Genomic DNA, 24,493 nt, shown 5'->3' with positions numbered 1-24,493 from the left:
AGGAAATTACTATGGCAGATAAACCAACTGTTTTAAATAATCTTGCAACTTATATGCAATCAAATCCAGAAGAATTATTAGAAAAAATCGCGCAAGATTATAAAGTGACACTTACACAAGTAATCCAAGCAATACCTGATGTTAAAATTGTTGATGGTAGCAATTTTGATATGATTTGGCAGGAGGTAACAACTTGGGGTGACGTATTATTTTTAATTCATACTGGGGATATTATTGCCGAGATTTCTGGAGAACTGCCCCCTGGAACGCATAGTCAAAAATATTTTAATTTACGTCATCAAAAAGGCTTAAGTGGTCATATCAAAGCGGAACATTGTCTACATATTGCGTTTATCGAACGAAAATTTATGAAAATGTCGACAGCATCGATAATTTTCCTTAATCATTTAGGTCAATCAATGTTTAAAATTTTTGTCGGTCGTGATGAAAAACACCAATTAAAAGCAGATCAACTTGAAAAATTCCGAGCATTAGCCGAAAAAATCAATTAATTTTAAGAATTATACAAATGAAAACATTAATTATTTTTGGTGTAAGCGCACATCTGGGTACTGGCTATCAAGTATCTCAATTAGTAAAACAATGCCATCCTCAGTGGCGTTGTATTGTATTAGTTCGAGATGCTGTATTTGCTAAACAATTAGCGGAACAAGGTATTGAAACTCATGTTGGTGATGCAACCGATAAAGAACTAGTTAAAAAGATCTGTCAGCAAGCAGGGCCTGAAGCTATTATTATTTCAACGCTAGGTGGTGAAACGGGGAATTATATTGCTCAACGTATTATTATCAATTGTGCTGAACAAGCTGGTGTTAAACAGATGCTTTTAGTCACTTCACTTGGTTGTGGCGACTCATGGACAACACTATCCCTACGTGCTAAACAAGCTTTTGGTTATGCTGTCCGGGAAAAATCACTAGCTGAAGTTTGGTTACAAACAAGTTTATTAAATTATGTGATTTTAAGACCTGGTGGTTTGCGTGATGGCGAGATAACCGGTAAAGGTCAGTGCTATACCGCTCAAGAAGTTCATGGCTTTGTATATCGAAAAGAATTAGCCAGAATAATCATTGATAAAATTGCTAATCAACAATTTGATAACTGTATATATAGTGTTGTCGACCCAAATCTAACAGTAAATTATTAGTATTAAATATATGAGGTTAATTGGTGCGCAAATCTAGCCAAGCAATATTATTATTGGGATTATTTATTTTGCTATTAATTTTAATGATCTATTCTGCAAACACAGGAGCATTAAAATTATCATTTACACAACTAATGAATTTGTCATTTGATGATCCTTTATGGAATATCTGGTGCAATATTCGCCTTCCAAGAATTATTTTAGCGATAATTGTTGGTATGGCATTAGCAAGCGCAGGAGCTGTGATGCAAGGGTTATTTAGAAATCCTTTAGCTGATCCTGGTTTGTTAGGTATTAGTAGTGGAGCAAGTTTAATGGTTGGTGTGACAATTTTATTTCCTGCTGTTTTCCCGCCAATTATGATGCTTTACGGCAAAATGGTTGCAGCATTTGCTGGTAGCTTATTTATTTGTGCACTTATTTATCTTTATAGCCTTAATGAACAATGTAATCTAGCTAAAATGATTTTACTCGGTGTTGCTATTAATGCCATCATTGGGGCTGTAATGGGCGGCTTGAGTTATATCAGCGATGAATCTCAACTAAGACAAATTTCTTTATGGTCAATGGGCCATTTAGGTAAAGGTTCATGGGATCTGGTGATTGTGTCGCTATCGTTAATTTTTCCAGCATTATTATGCTTAATTAAGCTAGCTCACCAGCTTAACATATTACAATTAGGTGATGAAGATGCCCATTATTTAGGCATTAATGTTGAACGCACTAAACGCTATCTTTTACTTCTTTGTGCTGTGTTAATTGGTACATCAGTTGCGGTAAGTGGCATCATTGCTTTTGTTGGTCTAGTTGTTCCGCATATGATTCGTTTGCAAATTGGAGCAAATCATAAATGGTTAATTCCGGGATCTGCATTAGGTGGAGCCTGTTTACTTCTGTTAGCAGATACCTTAGCTAGGACGTTAGTTGCCCCGACAGAAATTCCTGTTGGTCTCTTAACGAGCCTTATTGGTGGTCCATATTTTCTTTGGCTTATTTTAAGACATAAATAATTGGTGGAACTTTATAGTGTTAATTGCTAAAAATCTGACATTTGCTTATAGCAGCCGCATGATAATTGACGATGTTTCTTTATCGATAAAATCTGGTGAAATTGTTATTATTATTGGCCCTAATGGTGCTGGTAAATCAACCTTGTTACGCCTATTAACTGGTTATCAAAAACCATCTTCTGGTGAATGCTATTTACTTGACCGTCCCTTGTCCCAATGGCCTCAAAAACAATTGGCTAAAACAAGAACAGTGATGCTGCAACAAAGCCAACTTACTTTTCCATTCAAGGTAAAAGAAGTTATTGCTATGGGGCGAGCACCTTATGGTAAAGTCCATTTTAATGAAGCAATTGATGAAGTTATGTCACAAACGGATTGTTTGCAATTTGCTGAACGTGATTACCGAGGATTATCTGGCGGAGAACAACAAAGGGTACAATTGGCCAGAGTTTTAGCACAATTATGGCAACCGGAACCTAGTGAAAAATTATTGTTTTTAGATGAACCTACATCAGCTCTCGATCTCTATCATCAACAACATACATTACGATTATTAAAGCAATTAGCAGTTAAACAAAAATTAGCCGTTTGTTGTGTTTTACATGACCTTAATCTAGCAGCCTTATATGCGGATAAAATAATTTTGCTTAATAAAGGTAAAATTGTTGAACAAGGAGCCCCATCACAAGTACTGACAGTGGAGAATATTCAACGTTGGTATGGGGTCGATTTAGGTATTTTGGTTCATCCTAGCCAATCATCAATACCGCAAATCTATTTGAATCCTTAATAGTAAAAAATATCGATTACTAATCATTCGCTGCATTTTAACGCAAAATCAGTATATAATTAAGCAAACTTAATAAATGGGGCTGATGATGACTAACGAAAATAGTGATAACTCTATTCTGGTTTCAGATCTACTTGCAGCACAACCTGTTTTTAGTTGCCAATTGGATGGTAAAGGAAAAGCAAATCCTTTAAACGATAAAACTAAAGCTTCTACTAAGCAACCATATTGGATTCATCTGGATTTTGCTAAAACTGAAACTATTAATTGGATTAATCAAACAAATTTAATACCGGAACTTGTTAAACATGAGTTGATTAAAGCTAATCAATTTCCAAAGGAGATCCGTTGTGATTCAGGTATTTTAGTGGTCTTGAAAGGGGTCAACTTTACTCCAAATGAATTACCTGATCCTATTGTTACTTTTCGTTTTTATATCACCGATAATTTAATCATTTCAACCAGACATCAAAAAATAGATGCAATCATTAAATTAAAAGAAAATTTAGAAAAAGGTATTGGCCCTGTTGATGTTGCCGATTGGCTGATACAACTTTCAGAATTAATATGTGATCAAGTGAATTTATCTTTTGATGGTGTTCACAATAAAATAATAAAATTAGAAGATTTATTATTAAATCAGCGGATATTTTCCCATAAAGAAATCGGTAGGGTGCGCAAACAACTTTTCATACTGCGTCGTCTACTTTCGCCACAGCGTGATATTTTTGTAAAAATTTCTACCGAAAGAATATCTTGGATTGATGATAATGATCGTCAACGGCTTCATGATATTTCCAATCAACAAAATCATTATGTTTCTGAAATTGATAGTTGCCTAATCAGGATTGGTTCAGTTATGGAGCAAATAAATAGTATTTTGGCTGAATCGACCAATAAGCGTATCTATTTAATGTCACTATTTACCATTATTTTTACGCCAATTACATTTATAACAAGTTTACTTGGGGTTAATTTGGCTGGTATTCCTTTCAATGAAAAAGAGTGGTCTTTTGTTGGCTTAATCGTACTATTAATTGTGATTAGCATAGTATCTGTTTTATGGCTTAAGTTAAAAAAATGGTGGTAAAGGGACTGACTTTTAAAATAAATAAAAAATGGCAAATATTCATGAAATTAGGAATAAACAGAAAATAAAGTTGTTATTTGCAAGCGTACCACAAACACTTTTAATCGCCGATAGGAAAAAAGATCTAAGCAATACTTATACAGATAACGCATTACAAGCTAATTTGGTAGCAATCAATATTGGTTGCTTGTTTTGTAGATGTTAAACCGAAACCTTAACTGATTAGTTATATTTCACAAAGATGTAATAAGGATGATACTAACATTGTTCCAATTAATAAATTATGGAAAATTTAATTGAAAGCACCTATAACTATAGTGATGAAAAAACAATTGGCTACAGCTTTCATATAAATCTGTTAATTATTATGAATAGATGAATCTTTATTCATGCAAAATTGCTGAAAAAATTATCAACTAAAACTAATTGCTAAATTATTTTCAGCAAATTCTTAGACTTGAATGGACTAAAAAGTTGTGTAACAATCTCAATTTCTATGCAAAATTGGTTAATGCTGGCGTAAGACTTCTTATTTTAACAAATGAAATTATAGTTGCAGATATATTATCTTATTTTGCTAATAATGAGATTATGAAAATAGACGTTGAATCTATAGAATAGGTGAAAGGCGAGGAGCGAGTGCTAATTAGTTCAGCAAAGCTGATCTTAGCTTGGTTACTAAATCATATATCATTTTATTGCAATGCAAGTAATCAGGCTGCTATTAAGCTTACTAGCAAATTAAGTTATAGTTTAAATAAACCAGATAATGGGTACGTCGTTTAAAATTTATGATTAATAATAATTATTATGCAATCTAATCAATCTTTTCGCTTATTTATTGCCGAAAAGCCCAGCTTAGCTAGGGCTATTGCTGATGTTTTGCCGAAACCTCATCAAAAAGGGAATGGATTTATAAAAGCCAGTAATGGTGATATTGTTAGTTGGTGTATTGGCCATTTACTAGAACAAGCCACACCTGAAGTATATGATGAACGATATAAAAAATGGGCACTTGATGATTTGCCTATAGTACCTGATAAATGGATATTGATGCCTAAAAGTAGTACTGAAAAGCAATTCAATATTTTAGTGGATTTGATTAAATCTGCAGATCAGATTGTTCATGCTGGTGACCCAGATCGAGAAGGGCAGTTATTGGTGGATGAAGTACTAAACTATTGTCAGCTAACACCGGAAAAACGTAAAACTATCCAGCGTTGTTTGATTAGTGATTTAAATGCCAGTGCTGTTGAAAAGTCACTTGAACAGTTACGTAGTAATCAAGACTTTATTCCTTTGTCCACCTCGGCATTAGCTCGAGCGAGGGCTGATTGGCTGTATGGCATGAATATGAGCCGAGTCTGTACTCTGGTTGGTCAACGTAATGGTTATCGAGGCGTTTTATCAATTGGCCGAGTACAAACTCCTATTTTAGGCTTAGTCGTTAGGCGTGATTTAGAGATAACTCAATTTGTTCCTAAACCATTCTATGAAGTATTTGCTATATTGCAAACCAAACATAACGAAATATTTAAAGCCAAATGGCAACCAAGTGAAGCTTGTGCACCTTATCAGGATGAAGAAGGTCGTGTATTGGTTAAACGGTTGGCTGAAAATGTTTGCCAACGAATAAAAGATCAGTCGGGCATTATTGATAAAGTCAGTAACAAAAAGAAAGAATTAGCGCCACCAATGCCGTTTAATTTATCGGCTCTACAAATTGAAATGGCAAAAAGGAATGGTTTAAGTGCGCAAGAAGTACTTGATATCTGCCAATCTTTATATGAAAAATATAAGTTAATTACTTATCCTCGTTCAGATTGTCGTTTTTTACCAGAAGAGCATTTAAAACAGATTAATGGTGTAAAAGCCGCCATCGAGAATAATTGTTTAGAACTGCAAACTGCGGTTAATGATGCTGATTTTACTCTACGTTCTAAAGCATGGAATGATAAAAAAGTTGAAGCACACCATGCCATTATTCCAACTTTACGTAAAACCAAAATGGATAATTTATCTTCTAACGAGCAAGCAGTATATCAAGTGATAGCTACACAGTATTTGGCACAATTTTATCCTGTTTATAAATATGCCGAATTACAAATAGATGTTGATATTGGTGGTGGTAAGTTTACTTCTAAAGCCAATCAAATGTTAGATGAAGGTTGGAAAGTTCTATTTAGAAGTAAAAATTATCAAGCCGAGAGTGATAAAGATAGCAACGAGAATAATGGCTTATTAACCAAATTAGTTAAAAAAGGCGAATTGGTACAATGTATTGATACAGAGTTACTTAGTAAAGAAACACAACCTCCACGACCTTTTACCGATGCAACTCTACTTTCAGCAATGACGGGTATAGCAAGATTTGTTAAAGACCCTGAGATAAAAAAAATCTTACGCGAAACAGATGGGTTGGGCACTGAAGCGACACGTGCAGGAATAATTGAACTTTTATTCAAACGGCAATTTTTGACCAGACAAGGTAAATCAATACGTTCAACACCAATTGGTCAGAATTTAATTCTATCATTGCCCGAAAGTGTCTCAATGCCAGATATGACTGCACATTGGGAGTTACAACTAGAAGAAATTAGTAAAAAAGAGTTTAGCTATCAGCAGTTTATGTATCAATTAAATTCATCTTTGCTGAGTCTGGTTGAACAACTAAAACATTCACGATTGAAAATTCAATCTGCATCCCCAAATATGAAAAAAGGATAATCGATAATATCGCAATTATTGATTATCCTTTTAATGGATAAATCCAAATAATTTTAATTAGTCTGTTGTTTCTTCATTTGCAACTTCTTGTGAAACGATAGACTCATTTAGTTCCTGATTTTCAGCAAGTATATTCGTAAATTCTTGATTTGCTCTGTTTAAAAAGTCACTATCTTTCAAAATTAAGCGATAAGTATTTAATCTTTTTAATGGTCCTTTAGCAAATTGACTAATTATAAAAATCATAATAAAAATTGTTAAAAGAGAAATAATCACATTAATAATCCAAGTTGATTTAAAGATGGTATGCAAATTGGTTATTAACATAATAAATGTAAACAGACAAACAGCGGCACTTAAAATTATCTCTTTAATTAAAAAAGGTTTTAGTAACGTAAGTCGATTTTGTTCGATAGCAAAATATTGAGTGAATTGATTTAATTGTGATAGTTCAATAATGTTATGTTTATCCGCATTAACTAATGAGATAGCAATTCTCTCTTTATTAATATTACCTGATTTATAGAAGCAGACTTTTTCCCAAATTAGTTTCTTCTTAATGTTATTTAAATAATCTTTTTGATAATTTGGTTGTGGTGTTTTTTCTAAAATATCTGCATATTTAATAATATTGTCAAAGTAGTTTTTTGGCGTGTTTTTTTTATAAATAAAGCCAACAAAAGAGAGTATAAAAATAAGAAATAAATTAAACCAATTATCTTGTAATAGTTGTGTAAGATCCATTCAGATTAACCAATGTTGATGACAATTGGGCAATTGTAACTGATATTGTATAAAACAGGTATTAATTCTATACAATATTTTTTAATAACTGCATTATTAGTGCTGTTTTTAGGCAGTTATAAGTCTATTTTTACATATTATGTTGACTTCTTAAATTTAAAAGCGTATAAAGTGCTCGCCTTTGAGCTTTTCTTACTTTTTTAACTATAAGGTGGTTAAAAATGATGGTTAAGAAAAGTTGAAATACAAAGTGATGAGTTCAATTTACAGGAGAAATATGGACACTCAATCGGGTCACCCCAAAATGCGGGGAGATAAATTCAAACACATCATTATCGGTTAATGAACCTGTCTAAATAGTAATTTTTTCAGTTCACGAGCCGAAATTGATAAAAACGGTAACGGTGAACGATATGCAATTTTCTACACGCTATCACACAAACTCAAAACATCATTGTGCTCATAAAGTACTTTTACGAGTATTGTATCTTACTGATAAACATTTAGAGCCACCTAGTTGTATCTAATTCTTAATTAAATTTATTTTTCAATAATTTTATTTCGTGCCAAGCATTAGCTTTATTGGCTACTTATTGCTTTGCATTTAAATTTTGGTCAATTAAAACTTATTAATGCCTTGTTATGTTTAACTAAGGAATAGGTTTCTTTTGTCTAAAAAATATAGATAGGTACCAACTATGATTAAAAACAAATTTAAAGTAAAGACAGAAAATACTTTAACTATAAAAGCACTTGAGGAAGCTCAAAACAGTCTAGATAACATTTTATCTAAATTTCAATCAAGCCTTTCTGGTTTAACCCAAGAAAATGCAAAATCAAGATTGGAACAATATGGTAAAAATGAAGTAGCTCGGGAAAAAGTTCCTTCAGCTTTTGTTCAGTTGTTACTAGCATTCAAAAATCCATTTATTTTTGTCTTGTTGACATTAGCTATAGTTAGTTTTGTGACTGACTATTGGTTACCACTACAAAGTGGTGAAGAGACTGATCTAACAGGCATTATTATCATTTTAACCATGGTAACATTAAGTGGCTTACTCCGTTTTTGGCAGGAGTTTCGCTCAAATAGAGCTGCCGAGGCACTCAAATCGATGATTCGAACCACAGCTACAGTTCTACGTCGGCCAAATAAAAATATGCCAGCTGAACATATCGAAGTGCCTCTAAGTGATATTGTCCCGGGTGATATTGTATTGTTATCTGCCGGCGATATGATTCCAGCGGATATTCGTTTAATCGAATCAAGAGATCTATTTGTCAGCCAAGCAGTATTAACCGGTGAATCAATTCCAGTTGAAAAATACGATACCTTAGGTGCGGTATCACAAAAAACGTCAGAAGAGGTGAATCCATCTGAAATTAATAAAGATAATGTTCTTGATGTCAATAATATCTGTTTTATGGGTACCAATGTAGTCAGTGGCACTGCAAAAGCGATTGTTGTGGCAACTGGTGCAGATACACATTTTGGTTCGTTAGCAAAATCCATTGTGGGCTCCAGAGCTGAAACTTCCTTCGATCGGGGCGTAAATAGCGTGAGTTGGTTATTGATTCGCTTCATGTTAGTAATGGTTCCGATTGTATTATTGATAAATGGTTTTACTAAAGGTGATTGGGGAGAAGCTGTATTATTTGCCTTAGCAGTGGCGGTTGGTTTAACGCCTGAAATGTTACCGATGATTGTTAGCGCCAACCTAGCCAAAGGTGCGGTAGGAATGGCAAAACGCAAAGTGGTGGTTAAAAGGTTAAACGCAATACAAAATTTTGGTGCGATGGATATTTTATGTACTGATAAAACCGGTACCTTAACCCAAGATAAAATTATTTTAGAACATCACTTAGACATTAACGGTCAAGTTGATCCATCTGTGTTACAACTTGCCTGGCTTAATAGTTACTACCAAAGCGGAATGAAAAACTTGATGGATAAAGCAATCATCCGTTTTGCTGAAGAAAAAACCAGTGTTAAAAAAGTCGGCGTTGGTCTTTATCGTAAGATTGATGAATTACCGTTTGATTTTGTTCGTCGTCGTTTATCTGTAGTTGTGCAAGGCAATGATGATAATCACTTAATGATCTGTAAAGGTGCAGTTGAAGAAATGCTATCTATTTCGGATTTCGTTTATGAAAATGGTGAATATTTACCGTTGGATGAAAATCGCAAACAAGCATTAATTGAACTGGCACATAACTATAATAAAGATGGTTTTAGAGTATTAGCTGTTGGCGTCAAAGATATTTCAGCTGAACAAACTAAAACACAATACAATGTCCAAGATGAGAAAGCATTAGCTATTCGTGGTTTCTTAACTTTCTTAGATCCACCTAAAGAGAGTGCTTATGAGGCTATTTCTGCATTAAATGAACATGGTGTTGCGGTTAAAGTTTTAACTGGTGACAACGAAATTATCACTATTAAAGTGTGTCGTGAAGTTGGCTTAGAGCCTGGTATTCCTTTATTAGGTACTGAAATTGAAACAATGGATGATGCAGAGCTAAAAGTAGAAATTGAACAACGTACTATTTTTGCTAAGTTAACTCCGTTACAAAAATCTCGCATAATTCGATTATTACAAGATAACGGTCATACAGTTGGTTTTTTAGGCGATGGTATTAATGATGCTCCAGCGTTACGCGATGCCGATGTTGGTATTTCGGTGGATACTGCAACGGATATTGCTAAAGAATCAGCCGATATTATTTTGCTGGAAAAAAGCTTAATGGTATTAGAAGAGGGGGTAATATGTGGTCGTGAAACCTTCGGTAATATCATGAAATACCTTAATATGACGGCAAGTTCTAATTTTGGTAATATTTTCTCGGTATTAGTTGCGAGTGCATTTTTACCATTCTTACCAATGTTGGCGATTCATTTACTTATCCAGAACTTGTTATATGATATTTCACAATTATCATTACCATGGGATAAGATGGATGAAGAGTTTTTACAAAAACCACGTAAATGGGATGCACCAAATATTGGACGCTTTATGATCTGGATCGGCCCAACATCTTCCATTTTTGATATTACAACTTATGCATTAATGTGGTTTGTCTTTGGTGCTAATAGTGTAGCAGCTGAATCGCTGTTCCATTCAGGTTGGTTTATCGAAGGATTGTTATCCCAAACCTTAGTAGTACATATGCTAAGAACACAAAAAATTCCATTTATTCAAAGCACAGCAGCATTCCCAGTGATTGTTATGACTATGCTAATTATGGCGGTGGGTATTTATATTCCATTTTCACCAATTGGCAGCTTAATTGGTCTTCAACCATTACCATGGTCCTATTTCCCATGGTTGGTTGCAACATTATTGAGTTACTGTGTTGTTGCCCAAATAATGAAAAAGATTTACATCAAACGCTTTGGACAATGGTTCTAAAATAATATCCTTGATGTAAGTTATGCTTACATCATTAACTAAAAAATGTATAAATATCGAACTATTATGTTATAGTAATGACATCATTGAAAAAGCGATTAAACATTATTATTAATAAACTAATATTTATACATTTAATCAGCATCTTTAAAATATTTTAAGGAGCATTCATTTAACAATAACAACAAGAGGAGTAAAAAATGAAAACCCCACACAAAAATTTAATTACACTAATTAAAAACCGTAAATTGAAAAAAGCACAAGAACAAGTCAATAAACAATAAACGGTAGATTAGAGGCAAAAGATAAATTGAGATAAACCCCATAATTTGGGGTTTTTTTATAGCTTAAAGTAGAATTAATCAAGATTATTGTTTTGAAATATCAGGCTGTTGCTTTTTTCAAAACTTCATAAATTTGGTCTTTTAATTTTAATTTCTGTTTTTTCAAACTTTCAATCGTTTCAGAAGTATCAACGGTAATACCCGTTTCAATATTCCTAATTTTTTGGTCGAGTTGATTGTGTTCTTCAAACAGTTTTTGAAAATGTAAATCAGTGTTTTTTAACTTAGAGATTAAATCACGATATTCTGGAAACATACTGCCCCCTTACAAGATGAGTTAAAATAATAACAATAGCAGTTATTACTATTTCAGCTTACAATATTCTTGATTGTTTTAATAGCAATTTTTGAACGGGAGATGTTTATGAGTGAAAAGATCGTTATTGCAAAAAGTGAAGGTAATGATTTATACATCCTTGCATCGTTGGCAAATCGCCATGGTTTAATAACTGGTGCTACAGGTACCGGTAAAACTGTAACCCTACAAAAGATAGCAGAAAATTTTTCGCAAATTGGTGTACCGATTTTTCTTGCCGATGTCAAAGGTGACTTGACTGGTTTAGGAGAAAAAGGGGTACTATCTGACAAATTACAATCACGATTGGCAAATATAGGCGTAACTGATTGGCGCCCTGATTCATCACCTTTAGCGTTATGGGATGTATTTGCTGAAAAAGGGATCCCAGTTCGTAGTACGGTTTCCGATATTGGTCCTATTTTATTGGCTAGATTATTAAATTTGAATGATGTTCAATCAGGCGTTTTACAACTTGTATTTAAAATAGCGGATGATAATGGTCTGTTATTGCTTGATTTTAAAGATTTACGCACCTTAATACAGTTTATTGGTGATAATGCCAAAAAATTTACCACGCAATATGGCAATATTAGTGCTTCATCAATAGGTGCAATACAACGAGGATTATTATCTCTTGAACAGCAAGGTGCCGAATTCTTCTTAGGCGAACCTATGTTAGATATTAATGATTTACTACAAGTTAATGAACAAGGTCGTGGCATTATCAATATTTTATCAGCAGATAAACTCTATAATTCGCCCAAACTATATTCAGTATTTTTATTATGGTTGTTATCTGAATTGTTTGAGCATTTACCAGAAGTTGGCGATCTTGATAAGCCGAAACTGGTATTCTTTTTTGATGAAGCTCATTTATTATTTAATGATATTTCTCCAGCTTTATTAGAAAAAATCGAACAAGTTGTTCGTCTTATTCGCTCTAAAGGTGTTGGTATTTATTTTGCTACACAAAGTCCAACCGATATTCCAGAAACTATTCTTGGCCAACTAGGTAATCGCGTTCAACATGCATTACGAGCTTTTACACCTAAAGATCAAAAAGCGGTTAAAGTAGCAGCGCAAACCATGCGATCCAATCCAAACTTTGATACAGAAAAAGCGATAATGGAACTTGGGGTTGGTGAGGCATTAATATCATTTTTAGATGAAAAAGGGCGTCCTAATGTAGTACAAAGGGGAATGGTAATTGCTCCAGAATCGAAAATGGGAACCATGACTTTAGAAGATCAATTAGCAATAATCCATCAATCCCGCTTTTATTCTAAATATTCAAATACTATAGATCGTGAATCAGCTTATGAAAAACTTAAACAAGGTTTCACGATCAATAGCGAAAATAATCAACATCCTGCAGAGATAAATTCAGAGCAGAATCAATTAAATAACGACCAACATGGTGGAGTAATGGATTTTCTAGGATCACTTATTTTTGGTTGGAAAGGCGCTAAGGGCGGGCAACATGATGGTGTCGTGCAAAGCGTAGCTAAAAGTGCCACTAGGCAAGTCGCTAATCAAATAGGCAGGCAAATTACTCGAGGGATATTGGGTGGTTTTAAAAAGTAAGTTTAATTAACAACAAATAGACTAATAAAACAACAAGAAGGAGTTATAGATGTTAAAATTGTTTATTGAATGGTATAAAAAACGCTTTAGCGATCCTCATGTGGTATCGTTACTGATTGTTATCATTGTGTTATTTTTTATCATCTATTTCTTCAACAAAATTTTACTACCTATCTTAATTGCGATTGTTTTATCTTATCTACTCGATAGGCCGGTTAATTATTTGCAACGCAAAAAGGTTCCTCATACATTAGCCGTCGTGATCGTGCTGCTACTATTTATGTTTGTCGGATTAACCGGCATTATGATTTTGTTACCGCTAATTTGGCAACAAAGTGTTAGCTTAATCACTAATATTCCCAATATGTTGAATTTTGCAAATAAATTTATTACATCTTTACCAGAACACTATCCTGAATTAATTGATGTTGGTCTATTCGATTCAATAATTCAGAGTATAACCAGTAGAGTTGTGCAAACAGGCAATTCACTATTACAGTTTTCAATTAGTTCTTTATTTAGCTTAGTTTCAGTGGCCATTAATGCAGTTTTAGTACCAATTATTATGTTTTTCTTATTGAAAGATAAAGCGAAAATATGGGGTTACTGTTCTAAGGCATTGCCTAAGAATCGTACCATATTAAATAAAGTCGCCTCTGAAATGGATATGCAAATTTCCAACTATATAGTCGGCAATGTTTTACACATTGTTATATTAACTATCTGTGTTTATATCCCATTTTGGTATTTTGGTTTAGATTATGGCTTATTATTAGCTGTTTTAGTTGGCCTTTCCGTACTGATCCCTTATATTGGTATTATTATCTCTAGTATTCCGGTGGTATTAATCGCACTCTTTCAATGGGGCTTCACGGCACAATTTGGTTATTTAATTTTCTTCTATATTCTAATTCAAGCTCTTGATGGTAATTTATTGGTTCCCTATCTGTTTTCTGAAAAACTCAATCTTCATCCATTGGTTATTATTGTTGCTGTTATTATATTTGGCGGCTTATGGGGATTTTGGGGTGTATTTTTTGCCATACCGCTTGCGACATTAGTTAAAGCCATTATTAATGCATGGCCAAATCTTGAAGAGATAAATAATATTAAAAGCGAAAAAAAGCCGATTAATTAAATAATCGGCTTTAGTTGAAAAATTAATAATGGTTTGGTTGGCTTTGATTTAGACTAATTAGAGGATCTCTTTTTATTGCCTCTTATATATTGAAATTATTTAATAGGAATACTGTTTTTTGCTTTCTAAATTATTCAAAAAGCTGTATTGTCAGTTTTTGAATATTTTACAGATGTATAAACTCTTTGAAAATAAAAGGTTTTGCGAAAGTTAGTTTTTTTAAAAAAAATAATTTTTAAAATGTTATTGCTAAATATTACTATAAGAAAACTTTAATTCTTTTACATAGGTTGCCAGTTAGTCGAAATTAATTCCAATAATCCAGGAAACTCTTTTTCAATTTCCTCGCGTCTTAAAGTTGCTAGAGAACAATTTCCCCTGTCTACCTGTGATATCAGTCCTGCCTCTCTTAAGATTTTGAAATGATGTGAGCGAGTCGCCCTTGTTAATTGCAATCCAAATGATGTGCAATGTCGTTCAGCTCCCGGCTCATCTTCTATTAGGCTTTTGATGATCAATAAGCGATTAGGATCGCTTAATGCTTTAAATATTTGAATTAAATTCATTTTATTCTTATAACTTCATTTTCTTGTTTAATTAAAATTATACTATTAGTCAAAAAATAGTCGCTAATATCAAAAAAAATTGACATATCTAAAAAGCGTATTAATAATATTAATGTTCGATTATCATCGAACCTATCATGTAAATAGAACATTATCTGTCGATAATAATATAAGGTTATTAAAACATAATTAAAATTTTAAGTATATTGCTTGAAATAGTAAAGGAATAAAGACTATGTTGAATAAAACTAGGTAAAAGTTTTAAATTGCAAAGTGTAATAATCAAGGAAATAGTCATTTTTAACGAATACAAAACCTAAAGTCCTAATTATTATTTATTGCTATGTTATTTTGGCAAGTCTACATTCCTAATGCATATGCTTTTTTGTATTAAAGAATCGTTTTTTGATGCTCTCTAATAGATTACCCATTCAGATTTAATTTTTAACCAGTTATAAAATATTTCTAGAGAATTGACATATGAACTCAAGGATTGAAAACTCTAAAACAACCATTGTTTTAACCTCCATATTACTAGCTGTATTTGTAGTGCCAACCTCCATTTCAGGAACGGCAATTGCTTTACCTTTTATTGGTGCAAATCTTTCTGCTAACTCAACCTCACTACAATGGATTGTTAATAGTTTTAATTTAACTTTCGCTTGTTTTACTTTATTGTGGGGAGCATTTGCTGATAATTTTGGTCATAAAAGAGTCTTTATAATTGGCGCCATGGTTTACACAATTGCTTCTTTATTATCCTCTATCTCTATCAACCCTCTAATGCTGGATATAGCTAGAGGCTTCGCAGGTGTTGGTGGTGCAGCTATATTTTCATGTGGGAGTGCTATACTCATCAAAACATTTAGTGGTGAGAAGAGAACTAAAGCTTTTGCATTTTTTGGCACCACGGCAGGTTTAGGGATTACATTTGGACCAACAATTTCTGGGTTTTTATTGGATATATTTAGCTGGCGTGCTATTTTTATATTACATACTGTTGTCTTGACAATAGTTATATCTATGACGCCAGCTATTACTAAAGATAGTTTAAATAAATATAAAACTCCATTTGATAAAATTGGTTCAATAATTTTCACTATAGCTTTGTTTTTGTTGATGCTTCTTATTAGCAACAGCACTGAACAAGGTGGGGTAAATTTAAAAACCTTACTATTAATAGCTATGACGATTCTTTTGGTCTTTACCTTTGTAATTTATGAAAAATCTATTACCAATCCAGTCTTGAATCTCAATTTATTAAAAAATAAAAAATACATGGGGTTGATTCTTGTACCTGTTGTTGCAAGTTTTAGCTTTGTTACTTTGCTTACCTATTACCCAAGCTATTTAACGGGGGTGATGCAATTTAGTCCCACTTATGCTGGTATAATTATGATCACATTGACGGTCCCTGTGTTATTTTGTCCTTTGCTTGCTGGAAAAATTGTTTCATGTGGTATATCTGCAATATCTATTATTATTGTTAGTTTAGCTTTAATGATTTTGGGCGCAATTTTATTATTTTTTGGTGGTGGTGTTGATGGGTTAATATATCTGATCTGTTTGGCCTTATTTATGATTGGAACAGGTATGGGGCTAACTGCAGGACTTGTTGATGGTCTAGCGTTAAGCTGTGTTAATCCTGACCAGACCGGTATGGCTGCTGGCTTATTAAACACCTTCCGATTAGGTAGTGAAGCTATCGCTGTTGCACTTTATGGCTCATTATTATCTGTTAAGCTTAATGATGTATTACCAAATCTATTAATAAAATATAGTTCATCAGTCGATGAAATCAATGACTGGATAACTTCTGTGGCTAGTGGGAATCTTGCCTTACCACTATCTAATATTCCGACAGATATGCAGTCAATTATGCTTAGTGATATTATTGGTAGTTATCATAAAGCCTTTAATGGTACTTTAATTATATTAACCATTATCAGTGTAATAATTAGTTTATTTTGTTTACTGCTTTTGAAAATAAAAGAGAATTTAGATTAAATAATGTATAATTTTTAGAATAAATATTGATAATGACAATGGCGATTTGTCGTTATGAGCTGATTATTGATGGTTGATCAAATTTTGCAAAGATAAATAATATGAAAAGCGAAAGAAAGCCGATTAATTAAATAATCGGCTTTAGTTGAAAAATTAACAATGGTTTTTAAGATAATCTAAAACCACGGTATGATGATTGGCGGTTTTGAAATCATCGAAAACTTTTTCGATCTTACCATCTTTACCAATCAAGAAACTTATGCGATGAATACCATCATAAGTTTTTCCCATAAATTCTTTTTCACCCCAAACGCCAAAAGTGTCACAAGTTTTATGATCTTCATCTGAAAGTAGGGTAAAATTTAATAATTCTTTATCAACAAAACGTGATAATTTTTCTGGTTTATCTGTACTAATACCAATAACAACTACATTATATTTTTTAAAATCGTCAGCACTATCACGTAAATTACACGCTTGTACTGTACAACCTGGTGTCATCGCTTTTGGGTAAAAATAGAGCAAAATTCGCTGACCTTCAAAATCATTGGAACTTACTAGTTCACCATCTTGGTCAGGTAGAGAAAATTGAGGTGCTTCTTCACCTTCTTTTATCGGATTAACCATAAATTTATTACCTATGTTTTAGTTTAAAATTTTAATCGCTATGGGTATAAATTACTTTATTTTATCAACTTAACTTAAATTTTTAAAAAAATGACTAGCTACATCAATCGTATGATTGATTTCTTTATCTGTGTGCCTAAGTGACATGAAACCTGCTTCGAAAGCTGATGGTGCAAAATAAACACCTTCAGCGAGCATATGATGATAGAATTTTTTGAATAATTCAATATCACAATTCATAACATCTTTATAACTGCTCACTTCTACAGCATTTGTAAAGAAAAAACCAAACATAGCTCCGGCATGATTGACAATAAAAGGAACATTGAAACGTTTTGCAGCAGATAACAGGCCATTAACTAAGTAAGAAGTTTTCTCTTCTAATTCCTGATAAATACCAACATCCATCAATTTTTTCAAAGTAGTATAACCGGCCGCCATTGCAACTGGATTACCGGAAAGCGTTCCCGCTTGATAAATTGGGCCAGTTGGTGCTAATTTTTGCATTATTTCCGAACGACCACCAAAAGCACCGACCGGCATTCCGCCACCAATGATTTTACCTAAACAAGTTAAATCAGGAACAACGCCATAGTATTCTTGAGCACCACCTAAAGCAACTCTGAAACCTGTCATTACTTCATCAATAATAAGTAATGCACCATAATTGTCGCATAAGCTTCTTAATCCTTGTAAAAACGCTTTTTTAGCTGGTATACAATTCATATTACCAGCAACTGGTTCAATAATTATTGCAGCTATTTCGTTGGGATACCGCTCAAATTGTTTTTTGACGGATTCTAAATCGTTATAATCGCAAACTAAAGTGTTTTTAACAAAATCTTCAGGAACACCGGGTGAAGTAGGGTGACCAAAAGTTAGTGCTCCGGATCCAGCCTTAACTAATAAATAATCCGCATGACCATGATAACACCCCTCAAATTTAATAATTTTATCACGGCCAGTATAACCCCGAGCAAGGCGAATAGCACTCATAGTCGCTTCAGTACCTGAATTCACCATACGCAGCATCTCAATAGATGGCATCAGCTCAGTCACTAGATTGGCCATTTTAGTTTCAATCTCAGTTGGCGCACCATAGCTTAATCCATTGCGTACCGCATTAATAACAGCATTGGCAACATCAGGGTCATTGTGTCCTAAAATCATCGGCCCCCACGATAAAACATAATCAACATAAGCTTTTTGATCTACATCATAAATATAAGCACCATCAGCTCTTTCTATAAATAATGGCGTACCACCAACCCCATTAAAGGCTCGTACAGGTGAGTTAACACCACCAGGCATAAAAGCTAATGCTTCACGGTAAAGTTTTTCAGATTTAAAGGTGTTATGCATAATCATGATTATCTCTATAATTAAGGTTGTGGTATTTATTCACAAAATTAAGCTAAATTCAAGCTAGCTAACACAAATTTATCTAATCGACGTTTTCGTTTTGTATTTTCTTTTTTCAAAGGTATATAATATAACAGTAATAAAAGTAGGAGAATAAAATGAGCGATGCGTTACCAATTAACTTTACTGATGCGGCAGCAAATAAAGTTAAATCTCTAGTAACAGAAGAAGAAAATCCGAATCTAAAATTGAGAGTCTATATAACTGGTGGTGGTTGCAGTGGTTTTCAGTATGGTTTCACATTTGATGAAAAAGTAAATGAAGACGATCTCGCTATCGAAAAAAATGGTGTTTCTTTGGTTATCGATCCGATGAGTCTGCAATATTTAGTTGGTGGCACCATAGATTATGTTGAAGGTTTACAAGGTTCACGATTTGTCGTCGATAACCCGAATGCAACGACTACTTGTGGTTGTGGTTCTTCATTTAGCGTTTAATTTAAGTCAGATTATTAATCAAATTTTTGATTCTTAATCCTAGGAAAACTGAATTTTAAGGGAATTGATTAAAAATTCCCTTAAATGTGACAAACATTGAGCAATTAGACAATTATTTTAAATTTTCTATTGACGTAAAAATTAAGATCGGTAAAATGCACAGCATCCAAAACGCAGTTACCTTTCGGAACTCAGTTTTGAGCCCGGGTGGTGAAATCGGTAGACACAAGGGATTTAAAATCCCTCGGCCTTTTTGGCCGTGCGAGTTCAAGTCTCGCCCCGGGCACCATTTAAAACACTTCTCATGCGGGAATAGCTCAGTTGGTAGAGCGCAACCTTGCCAAGGTTGAGGTCGCGAGTTCGAACCTCGTTTCCCGCTCCAATTTCAAATATCAAAAAATTCAATAATAAAGAAATGTTTCAGTTATTTTATCCAACATTTTCCCTTAAAATATTATCGAAATATTGTTGATTCTATAATTTTGGTGTCAATAACTTCGATTCTACAATAATATTGGACTAGTAATTCTCAATTTTTGCTTATATTTAAACATAAAAAGTTCTCTAACAAAGCGATTCTATTATTTTAATATCACATAAGAACGTTGGTTATTCTGTTATTATTCTGCAATTAATCTTCTCTTAGTTATAGATGATCAATCAATATCAAGCACAATCCAGACAAATTTGAATGACTTGATGTTTTGTCTGTAACAATAAAATTCTTCGTCATTATCTCCGGTTATCTATTTTTTATTTTTAAGAGTCACTTTTTGTTTTTTATTTGTTTTTTCTCAACAAAAAGTAATCCCAATAATCATTGTCTAATATCAAGGCCTTCGTATAATCAAATTGAAATGGATTTTGCAAAAGGAGAAAATCTTTGTTAACTAAACTTATCAAAGCTTCTTATATTCAACTTGATATTGAAGCTAGTAGCTTTGAGGAAGCAATAGAATTAGCGATGTCACCATTAGTTATTGATGAAGCTGTTACGACAGATTACGTCGAGAAAGTTATCTCTATATTAAGAGAAATTGGTCCTTATATTGTCATTACCAAAAATATTGCCATTCCTCATGCTCCATCGGATTCTGGCGCTAAAAAACTTGCTATAGGATTTACCAGACTGAAGAACGCTATCGTTTCAGGGAACTCAGCCAATGACCCAGTCAAGTTTTTGTTCAGCTTAAGTTCACCAACCGGAGATGAACATTTATCCGCATTATCAGAATTAGCATCTTTGTTTAGTGATGAGAAATTTTTAGCTTTTATACAAGATGTAAAAGAGCCGCACGATTTTATAGATTTTTTAGAAAACTTTGAGAGGAGTATAGAAAATGATTAAAGCATTAGTTGCCTGCCGTGCAGGAGTTGGGTCAAGTTTAATGTTAAAAATTAAATTGAATGAAGTCATCAAAGAAAATGCCTTTCCAATTGCCCTTGAGCACTCTTCATTAGATGGTGTTCCTGGATTTAATGGTAAATATATCATTACGTTACCTGACGTTGCCGAAGATTTAGAAAAGAAGAATCTTCCACAACGTATTATCGGAATCAAAAATATTATGGATAAAAATGAAATAAAAGAAAAATTAGAGCTTGCGCTTAAAGAAGATGGATTAATTTAATTGATAAGAGGTCTAAAATGGATTTTATAATTAGTTTTCTTAGCACTCCAGCTGTTTTACTTGGCGTAGTTGCCTTTGTCGGCTTATTAGCCCAAAAGAAACAGTTGGTAGAAGTTTTTACTGGCACATTTAAAACAACCATTGGTTTTTTAATTTTTAGTGCTGGTGGCGCTCTTATGACAGGTGCTCTACAAAATTTCAATAAATTATTTCAAGAAGGTTTTCATATTGTTGGTATCGTTGCATCACCAGAAGCAGCTGCTGGTATGGCGCAAACAGAATATGCTTTAGTGACTTCTGTTACGCTAATATTAGGTTTTGCAATGAATTTAGTTTTTGCCAGAATCACACCATTTAAAAATATTTTCTTTACCACTGGCCATAGTCTATTCTTTGCTTGTGTATTATCACTAATCCTAAAATCTTATGGTTTATCTAATACTGCAGCCATTTTAATCGGTGGAACGATTTTAGGTTTCGCTTCAAGTGCATTGCCACAATTATGTCAACCATTCATGCGAAGAATTACTGGCAGCGATGTGCAAGCAATCGGTCATTTTAATATGTTTGGATATGCACTTTCTGGCTTATTAGGTAAAGTATTTAGCAAATATAGCGACAAAACAACTGAAGATATTCATTTCCCTAAATGGTTATCTTTCTTCCGCGATTTTTTAATGGGCGTTGCAGTTGTTATGCTCGTCTTGTTCTATATTTCAGCATTTAAAGCAGGTGAGACCTTTACTCAAGGATTAGCTGGTAAAGTGCATTGGTTAGTATTTCCTTTCATTCAAGCATTTACTTTTACTGCAGGAATGTCAATTTTAATGACTGGTGTAAGAATGTTTTTAGCAGAAATCACCTCAGCATTCGTCTCTATTTCTGAAAAATTCATTCCAAACTCACGTCCTGCGTTGGATGTCCCAACTGTATTTCCTTTTGCGCCAACGGCTGTAATTATCGGTTTCCTTTGTTCTTATGCTGCTGGTTTAGTTGGTGTAACCATAATGGTTGCATTGGATTTTCCAGTTGTCATTATTCCTGCTGCTCATATCTGTTTTTTTTCTGGTGGTACCGCAGGTGTATTTGGTAATTCAACAGGTGGTTGGCGTGGCGCTATGTTAGGTTCTTTTGTGGTTGGACTCTTGTTAGCCTTTTTACCTACCGTTTTATATCCGATATTTGGCAATATGGGAATAGAAGGCTCAACCTTCCCAAATATTGACTACAACGTTGTTGGTATTTTGTTGGAAAAAATACTTCATTTCACCATGTAATGTATGAGGGTTTGATTAAAGATGATTTGAAAAGTAATCATCTTTTTCAAATCATTGAGTAAGTAGAGGAATTGTATGTTAGAAAAATATATTGATTGTATCAAATCGGAATTGTCAGAATATATTAAATATATTGGTGAAGAAAATTTAAATAAAGCAAAGGATTTAATTATCAGCAAAAAAAATGAAGGTAGTCGGGTACATGTCACAGGAATCGGTAAACCTTCTTATGTTGCTCATTATATTGCTTCGTTATTCTCATCAATAGGAATACCTGCTTATTTTTTAGATGGAACTGAAACTATTCATGGTTCGGCAGGGCAAGTTTTACCTGGTGATATCGTGATTGCGATTTCCAATAGTGGTGAAACTGAAGAGTTAAAAAAAGCAATTTGTACTTTGCAAAAACTAGGTACAAAAATTATTGGTGTTGCGGGAAATAACAATTCTTGGTTAGCTCAACACTGTGACATATTTTTATTTGCTGGAGTAAAACAAGAAGGGGACAACTTAAATAAACCTCCGCGAATATCAATACTTGCTGAAGTCATTATTTTACAGTGTTTATCAATAAAACTTCAAGAATCCGTAGGTTTAACCGAAAATATGTATTATCAGTGGCATCCAGGTGGCAGTTTAGGTGCTTCTATAAGAGGAGAGAAAGTATGTTAAATGGAATTATAACTGCAATGGTTACACCATTCGAATCCTCTGGAAATATTGATATTAAAACAACAGAAATTTTAATTGAAAAATTAATTGCAAATGGTGTTCAAGGTATTTTTGTATTAGGAACCAATGGCGAATTTCATGTTATAGAAAATGATATGAAAATTAAATTTGCTAAAATAGTTGTAGAAATAGTGGCTAAAAGAGTTCCGGTTTATGCTGGCGCTGGTGGTAACTCCACTGACGAAGTCATTAAACTGGGTAAGCATATGATAGCTGTCGGGGTGGATGCGTTATCGGTAATTACGCCGTACTTTGTTTTATTGAAAGAAAATGAATTATATAATCATTATAAAATGATTGCCGAAAACCTTGCTATTCCAATAGTACTTTATAATATACCTAAAAATACCGGAATTAATTTATCCTTTGAGCTAGTTTCTAAACTGTCTAAAATCAGTAATATCATTGGTATAAAAGATAGTAGTGGTGATATTAATAATATTGCTGGCTATATAGATAACACATCTCGAGATGAGTTTTCAGTTCTTTCTGGTTCTGACTCCCTCATCCTAAAAGCATTGAAAATAGGTGCTACTGGTGCTATTTCAGCTACATCTAATTTACTAACCACCAACAATGTTGAAATATATAAGCAATTTATTGCCGGTAATTTAGATAAAGCTGAACAATGGCAACAATCTCTTGAAGAATTTCGCCGGATTTTAAAATATGCTTCCATTCCTTCTGTTCTTAAACAAAGTTTATCTTTATCTGGTATTGAAGTTGGCGTACCTCGATTACCTGTCTTACCTGTCACGAATCCAAATGATAACCAAGACATAGTCAATACGATAAAAAACTATTATCACTTATAAATAGAGTGGGGAATTATCATGTTTAAAACCAATATACTTACTCGGTTAGAACAAAGTAAATTTTTAGTGATAGCTAGAGTTGAAACATTCAAAAGAGCTCAAGAAATCATCGAGGGTATTTTAGCCGGTGGTATTGATTGTGTAGAAATTAGTTACACAAACAATAACGCTGGGCAAATAATTCAGCAACTTAACCAAGAATATGGTGACAAAATTTTAGTCGGTGCAGGGACAGTACTGGATAGTGAAACCGCCCGATTAGCAATTCTTGCTGGCGCCAAATTTATCATAGCACCTAATTATAGTGAAGCAGTATGCAAAATATGCAATCGTTATCAAATACCCTATATGCCTGGTTGTACCACCATGACAGAAATTGTCACGGCTTTAGAGAATGGTGCTGCTATGATCAAAGCTTTTCCTATTTCAAATTATTATGGCAAATCTTTAGTTAATATCATTAAAACACCGATGCCTTATGTGCCTATTATGTCTTCGGGTGGCGTTACGTTAGAAAATGTTGATGATTGGCTAAATACGGATATTGAATGTATTGGTATTGGTTCCTTATTAACTAAAGGATCGGTTGAGGAAATAAGTAAAAATGCAATTAGCCTTGCAAATGCATTAAAAAAATATAAGGAAAAACATCCGTGATATTACTAATAAATTATGTAAT

At 33.4% G+C, this 24,493-nt stretch carries 23 protein-coding genes and 2 tRNA genes; 20 read left to right on the top strand and 5 right to left on the bottom strand.

What is annotated here, in order from left to right; genetic code table 11:
* The first annotated feature begins 11 nt into the window (after positions 1-11).
* The 7 genes from hutX to AC5LWZ_RS08075 all read left to right on the top strand — a co-directional run bounded on the left by hutX (position 12) and on the right by AC5LWZ_RS08075 (position 6,785).
* Complete coding sequence (gene hutX / locus AC5LWZ_RS08105; protein ID WP_493463446.1) at positions 12-512, top strand: heme utilization cystosolic carrier protein HutX; 501 nt, start codon at positions 12-14, stop codon at positions 510-512.
* A 17-nt stretch (positions 513-529) separates the two neighbouring features.
* Positions 530-1,168 (top strand): NAD(P)H-binding protein, encoded by a 639-nt coding sequence (locus AC5LWZ_RS08100; protein WP_493463445.1) that lies wholly within the window; start codon positions 530-532, stop codon positions 1,166-1,168.
* Positions 1,169-1,251: 83 nt separating this feature from the next.
* Positions 1,252-2,178 carry a FecCD family ABC transporter permease gene (locus AC5LWZ_RS08095; protein ID WP_493464194.1) on the top strand — a complete coding sequence of 309 codons (927 nt, stop codon included), beginning with the start codon at positions 1,252-1,254 and terminating at the stop codon, positions 2,176-2,178.
* A 58-nt stretch (positions 2,179-2,236) separates the two neighbouring features.
* Complete coding sequence (locus tag AC5LWZ_RS08090) at positions 2,237-2,968, top strand: heme ABC transporter ATP-binding protein (RefSeq protein WP_232354888.1); 732 nt, start codon at positions 2,237-2,239, stop codon at positions 2,966-2,968.
* 85 nt (positions 2,969-3,053) lie between these two features.
* Positions 3,054-4,058 (top strand): zinc transporter ZntB, encoded by a 1,005-nt coding sequence (gene zntB, locus AC5LWZ_RS08085; RefSeq protein ID WP_493463444.1) that lies wholly within the window; start codon positions 3,054-3,056, stop codon positions 4,056-4,058.
* 426 nt (positions 4,059-4,484) lie between these two features.
* A complete protein-coding gene (locus tag AC5LWZ_RS08080) occupies positions 4,485-4,679 on the top strand; it encodes a GNAT family N-acetyltransferase (protein ID WP_110447707.1) in 195 nt (64 codons plus the stop codon).
* A gap of 189 nt (positions 4,680-4,868) precedes the next feature.
* On the top strand, positions 4,869-6,785 hold the full coding sequence (locus AC5LWZ_RS08075) for a DNA topoisomerase III (protein ID WP_493463443.1): 1,917 nt from the start codon (positions 4,869-4,871) through the stop codon (positions 6,783-6,785).
* A gap of 57 nt (positions 6,786-6,842) precedes the next feature.
* Here AC5LWZ_RS08075 and AC5LWZ_RS08070 read toward each other — a convergent pair whose 3' ends face one another.
* Positions 6,843-7,529: a hypothetical protein gene (locus tag AC5LWZ_RS08070; protein WP_493463442.1), complete on the bottom strand. Its 687-nt coding sequence runs from the start codon at positions 7,527-7,529 to the stop codon at positions 6,843-6,845.
* Between the two features lie 698 nt (positions 7,530-8,227).
* Between AC5LWZ_RS08070 and mgtA the strand changes: the two genes are divergently transcribed.
* A complete protein-coding gene (gene mgtA / locus AC5LWZ_RS08065; RefSeq protein ID WP_493463441.1) occupies positions 8,228-10,936 on the top strand; it encodes a magnesium-translocating P-type ATPase in 2,709 nt (902 codons plus the stop codon).
* Between the two features lie 384 nt (positions 10,937-11,320).
* Here mgtA and AC5LWZ_RS08060 read toward each other — a convergent pair whose 3' ends face one another.
* Positions 11,321-11,536, bottom strand: coding sequence for an HP1242/YdcH family protein (locus AC5LWZ_RS08060; protein WP_493463440.1), 216 nt, complete (start codon positions 11,534-11,536; stop codon positions 11,321-11,323).
* Between the two features lie 108 nt (positions 11,537-11,644).
* Between AC5LWZ_RS08060 and AC5LWZ_RS08055 the strand changes: the two genes are divergently transcribed.
* Positions 11,645-13,162, top strand: coding sequence for a helicase HerA-like C-terminal domain-containing protein (locus AC5LWZ_RS08055; RefSeq protein ID WP_493463439.1), 1,518 nt, complete (start codon positions 11,645-11,647; stop codon positions 13,160-13,162).
* Between the two features lie 49 nt (positions 13,163-13,211).
* Positions 13,212-14,300, top strand: coding sequence for an AI-2E family transporter (locus tag AC5LWZ_RS08050; protein WP_493463438.1), 1,089 nt, complete (start codon positions 13,212-13,214; stop codon positions 14,298-14,300).
* Between the two features lie 281 nt (positions 14,301-14,581).
* On the opposite strand, the gene AC5LWZ_RS08045 is transcribed toward AC5LWZ_RS08050, so the two are convergent.
* Positions 14,582-14,866 (bottom strand): ArsR/SmtB family transcription factor, encoded by a 285-nt coding sequence (locus tag AC5LWZ_RS08045; protein WP_110447714.1) that lies wholly within the window; start codon positions 14,864-14,866, stop codon positions 14,582-14,584.
* A gap of 480 nt (positions 14,867-15,346) precedes the next feature.
* Here AC5LWZ_RS08045 and AC5LWZ_RS08040 point away from each other — a divergent pair, with 480 nt between their 5' ends.
* Complete coding sequence (locus AC5LWZ_RS08040) at positions 15,347-16,873, top strand: MFS transporter (RefSeq protein WP_294893067.1); 1,527 nt, start codon at positions 15,347-15,349, stop codon at positions 16,871-16,873.
* 153 nt (positions 16,874-17,026) lie between these two features.
* On the opposite strand, the gene bcp is transcribed toward AC5LWZ_RS08040, so the two are convergent.
* Together bcp and hemL are read right to left on the bottom strand one after the other, a co-directional pair.
* The gene (gene bcp, locus AC5LWZ_RS08035; RefSeq protein WP_294893066.1) at positions 17,027-17,500 is read right to left on the bottom strand and encodes a thioredoxin-dependent thiol peroxidase; all 474 of its coding nucleotides are present in this window, start codon (positions 17,498-17,500) and stop codon (positions 17,027-17,029) included.
* A 69-nt stretch (positions 17,501-17,569) separates the two neighbouring features.
* Positions 17,570-18,862, bottom strand: coding sequence for a glutamate-1-semialdehyde 2,1-aminomutase (gene hemL, locus AC5LWZ_RS08030; protein WP_493464193.1), 1,293 nt, complete (start codon positions 18,860-18,862; stop codon positions 17,570-17,572).
* 158 nt (positions 18,863-19,020) lie between these two features.
* On the opposite strand from hemL, the gene erpA reads away from it, so the two are divergent.
* The 9 genes from erpA (at position 19,021) to AC5LWZ_RS07985 (ending at position 24,471) form a co-directional block, all read left to right on the top strand.
* The gene (erpA, locus tag AC5LWZ_RS08025; RefSeq protein ID WP_034914816.1) at positions 19,021-19,359 is read left to right on the top strand and encodes an iron-sulfur cluster insertion protein ErpA; all 339 of its coding nucleotides are present in this window, start codon (positions 19,021-19,023) and stop codon (positions 19,357-19,359) included.
* Between the two features lie 201 nt (positions 19,360-19,560).
* Positions 19,561-19,648, top strand: a tRNA-Leu gene (locus AC5LWZ_RS08020).
* Positions 19,649-19,665: 17 nt separating this feature from the next.
* A tRNA-Gly gene (locus AC5LWZ_RS08015) sits at positions 19,666-19,741 on the top strand.
* A 501-nt stretch (positions 19,742-20,242) separates the two neighbouring features.
* Positions 20,243-20,707 (top strand): PTS sugar transporter subunit IIA, encoded by a 465-nt coding sequence (locus tag AC5LWZ_RS08010; protein ID WP_493463437.1) that lies wholly within the window; start codon positions 20,243-20,245, stop codon positions 20,705-20,707.
* Positions 20,700-20,990 (top strand): PTS sugar transporter subunit IIB, encoded by a 291-nt coding sequence (locus tag AC5LWZ_RS08005; protein WP_065578057.1) that lies wholly within the window; start codon positions 20,700-20,702, stop codon positions 20,988-20,990. The genes AC5LWZ_RS08010 and AC5LWZ_RS08005 overlap by 8 nt, the downstream gene beginning before the upstream one ends.
* Before the next feature lie 17 nt (positions 20,991-21,007).
* The gene (gene ulaA, locus AC5LWZ_RS08000; protein WP_065578058.1) at positions 21,008-22,267 is read left to right on the top strand and encodes a PTS ascorbate transporter subunit IIC; all 1,260 of its coding nucleotides are present in this window, start codon (positions 21,008-21,010) and stop codon (positions 22,265-22,267) included.
* 75 nt (positions 22,268-22,342) lie between these two features.
* Entirely contained in the window at positions 22,343-22,939 is a 597-nt protein-coding gene (locus AC5LWZ_RS07995) for an SIS domain-containing protein (protein ID WP_198220418.1), read from the top strand.
* Positions 22,933-23,814, top strand: a complete 882-nt coding sequence (gene dapA, locus AC5LWZ_RS07990) for a 4-hydroxy-tetrahydrodipicolinate synthase (protein WP_198220417.1) — start codon at positions 22,933-22,935, stop codon at positions 23,812-23,814. The genes AC5LWZ_RS07995 and dapA overlap by 7 nt, the downstream gene beginning before the upstream one ends.
* 18 nt (positions 23,815-23,832) lie before the next feature.
* Positions 23,833-24,471: a beta/alpha barrel domain-containing protein gene (locus tag AC5LWZ_RS07985; protein WP_065651934.1), complete on the top strand. Its 639-nt coding sequence runs from the start codon at positions 23,833-23,835 to the stop codon at positions 24,469-24,471.
* The last annotated feature ends 22 nt before the right edge of the window (positions 24,472-24,493 follow it).

The organism is Gilliamella sp. LMG 34362 (assembly GCF_984569125.1).
This window is presented reverse-complemented; position numbering and strand designations above follow the sequence as displayed.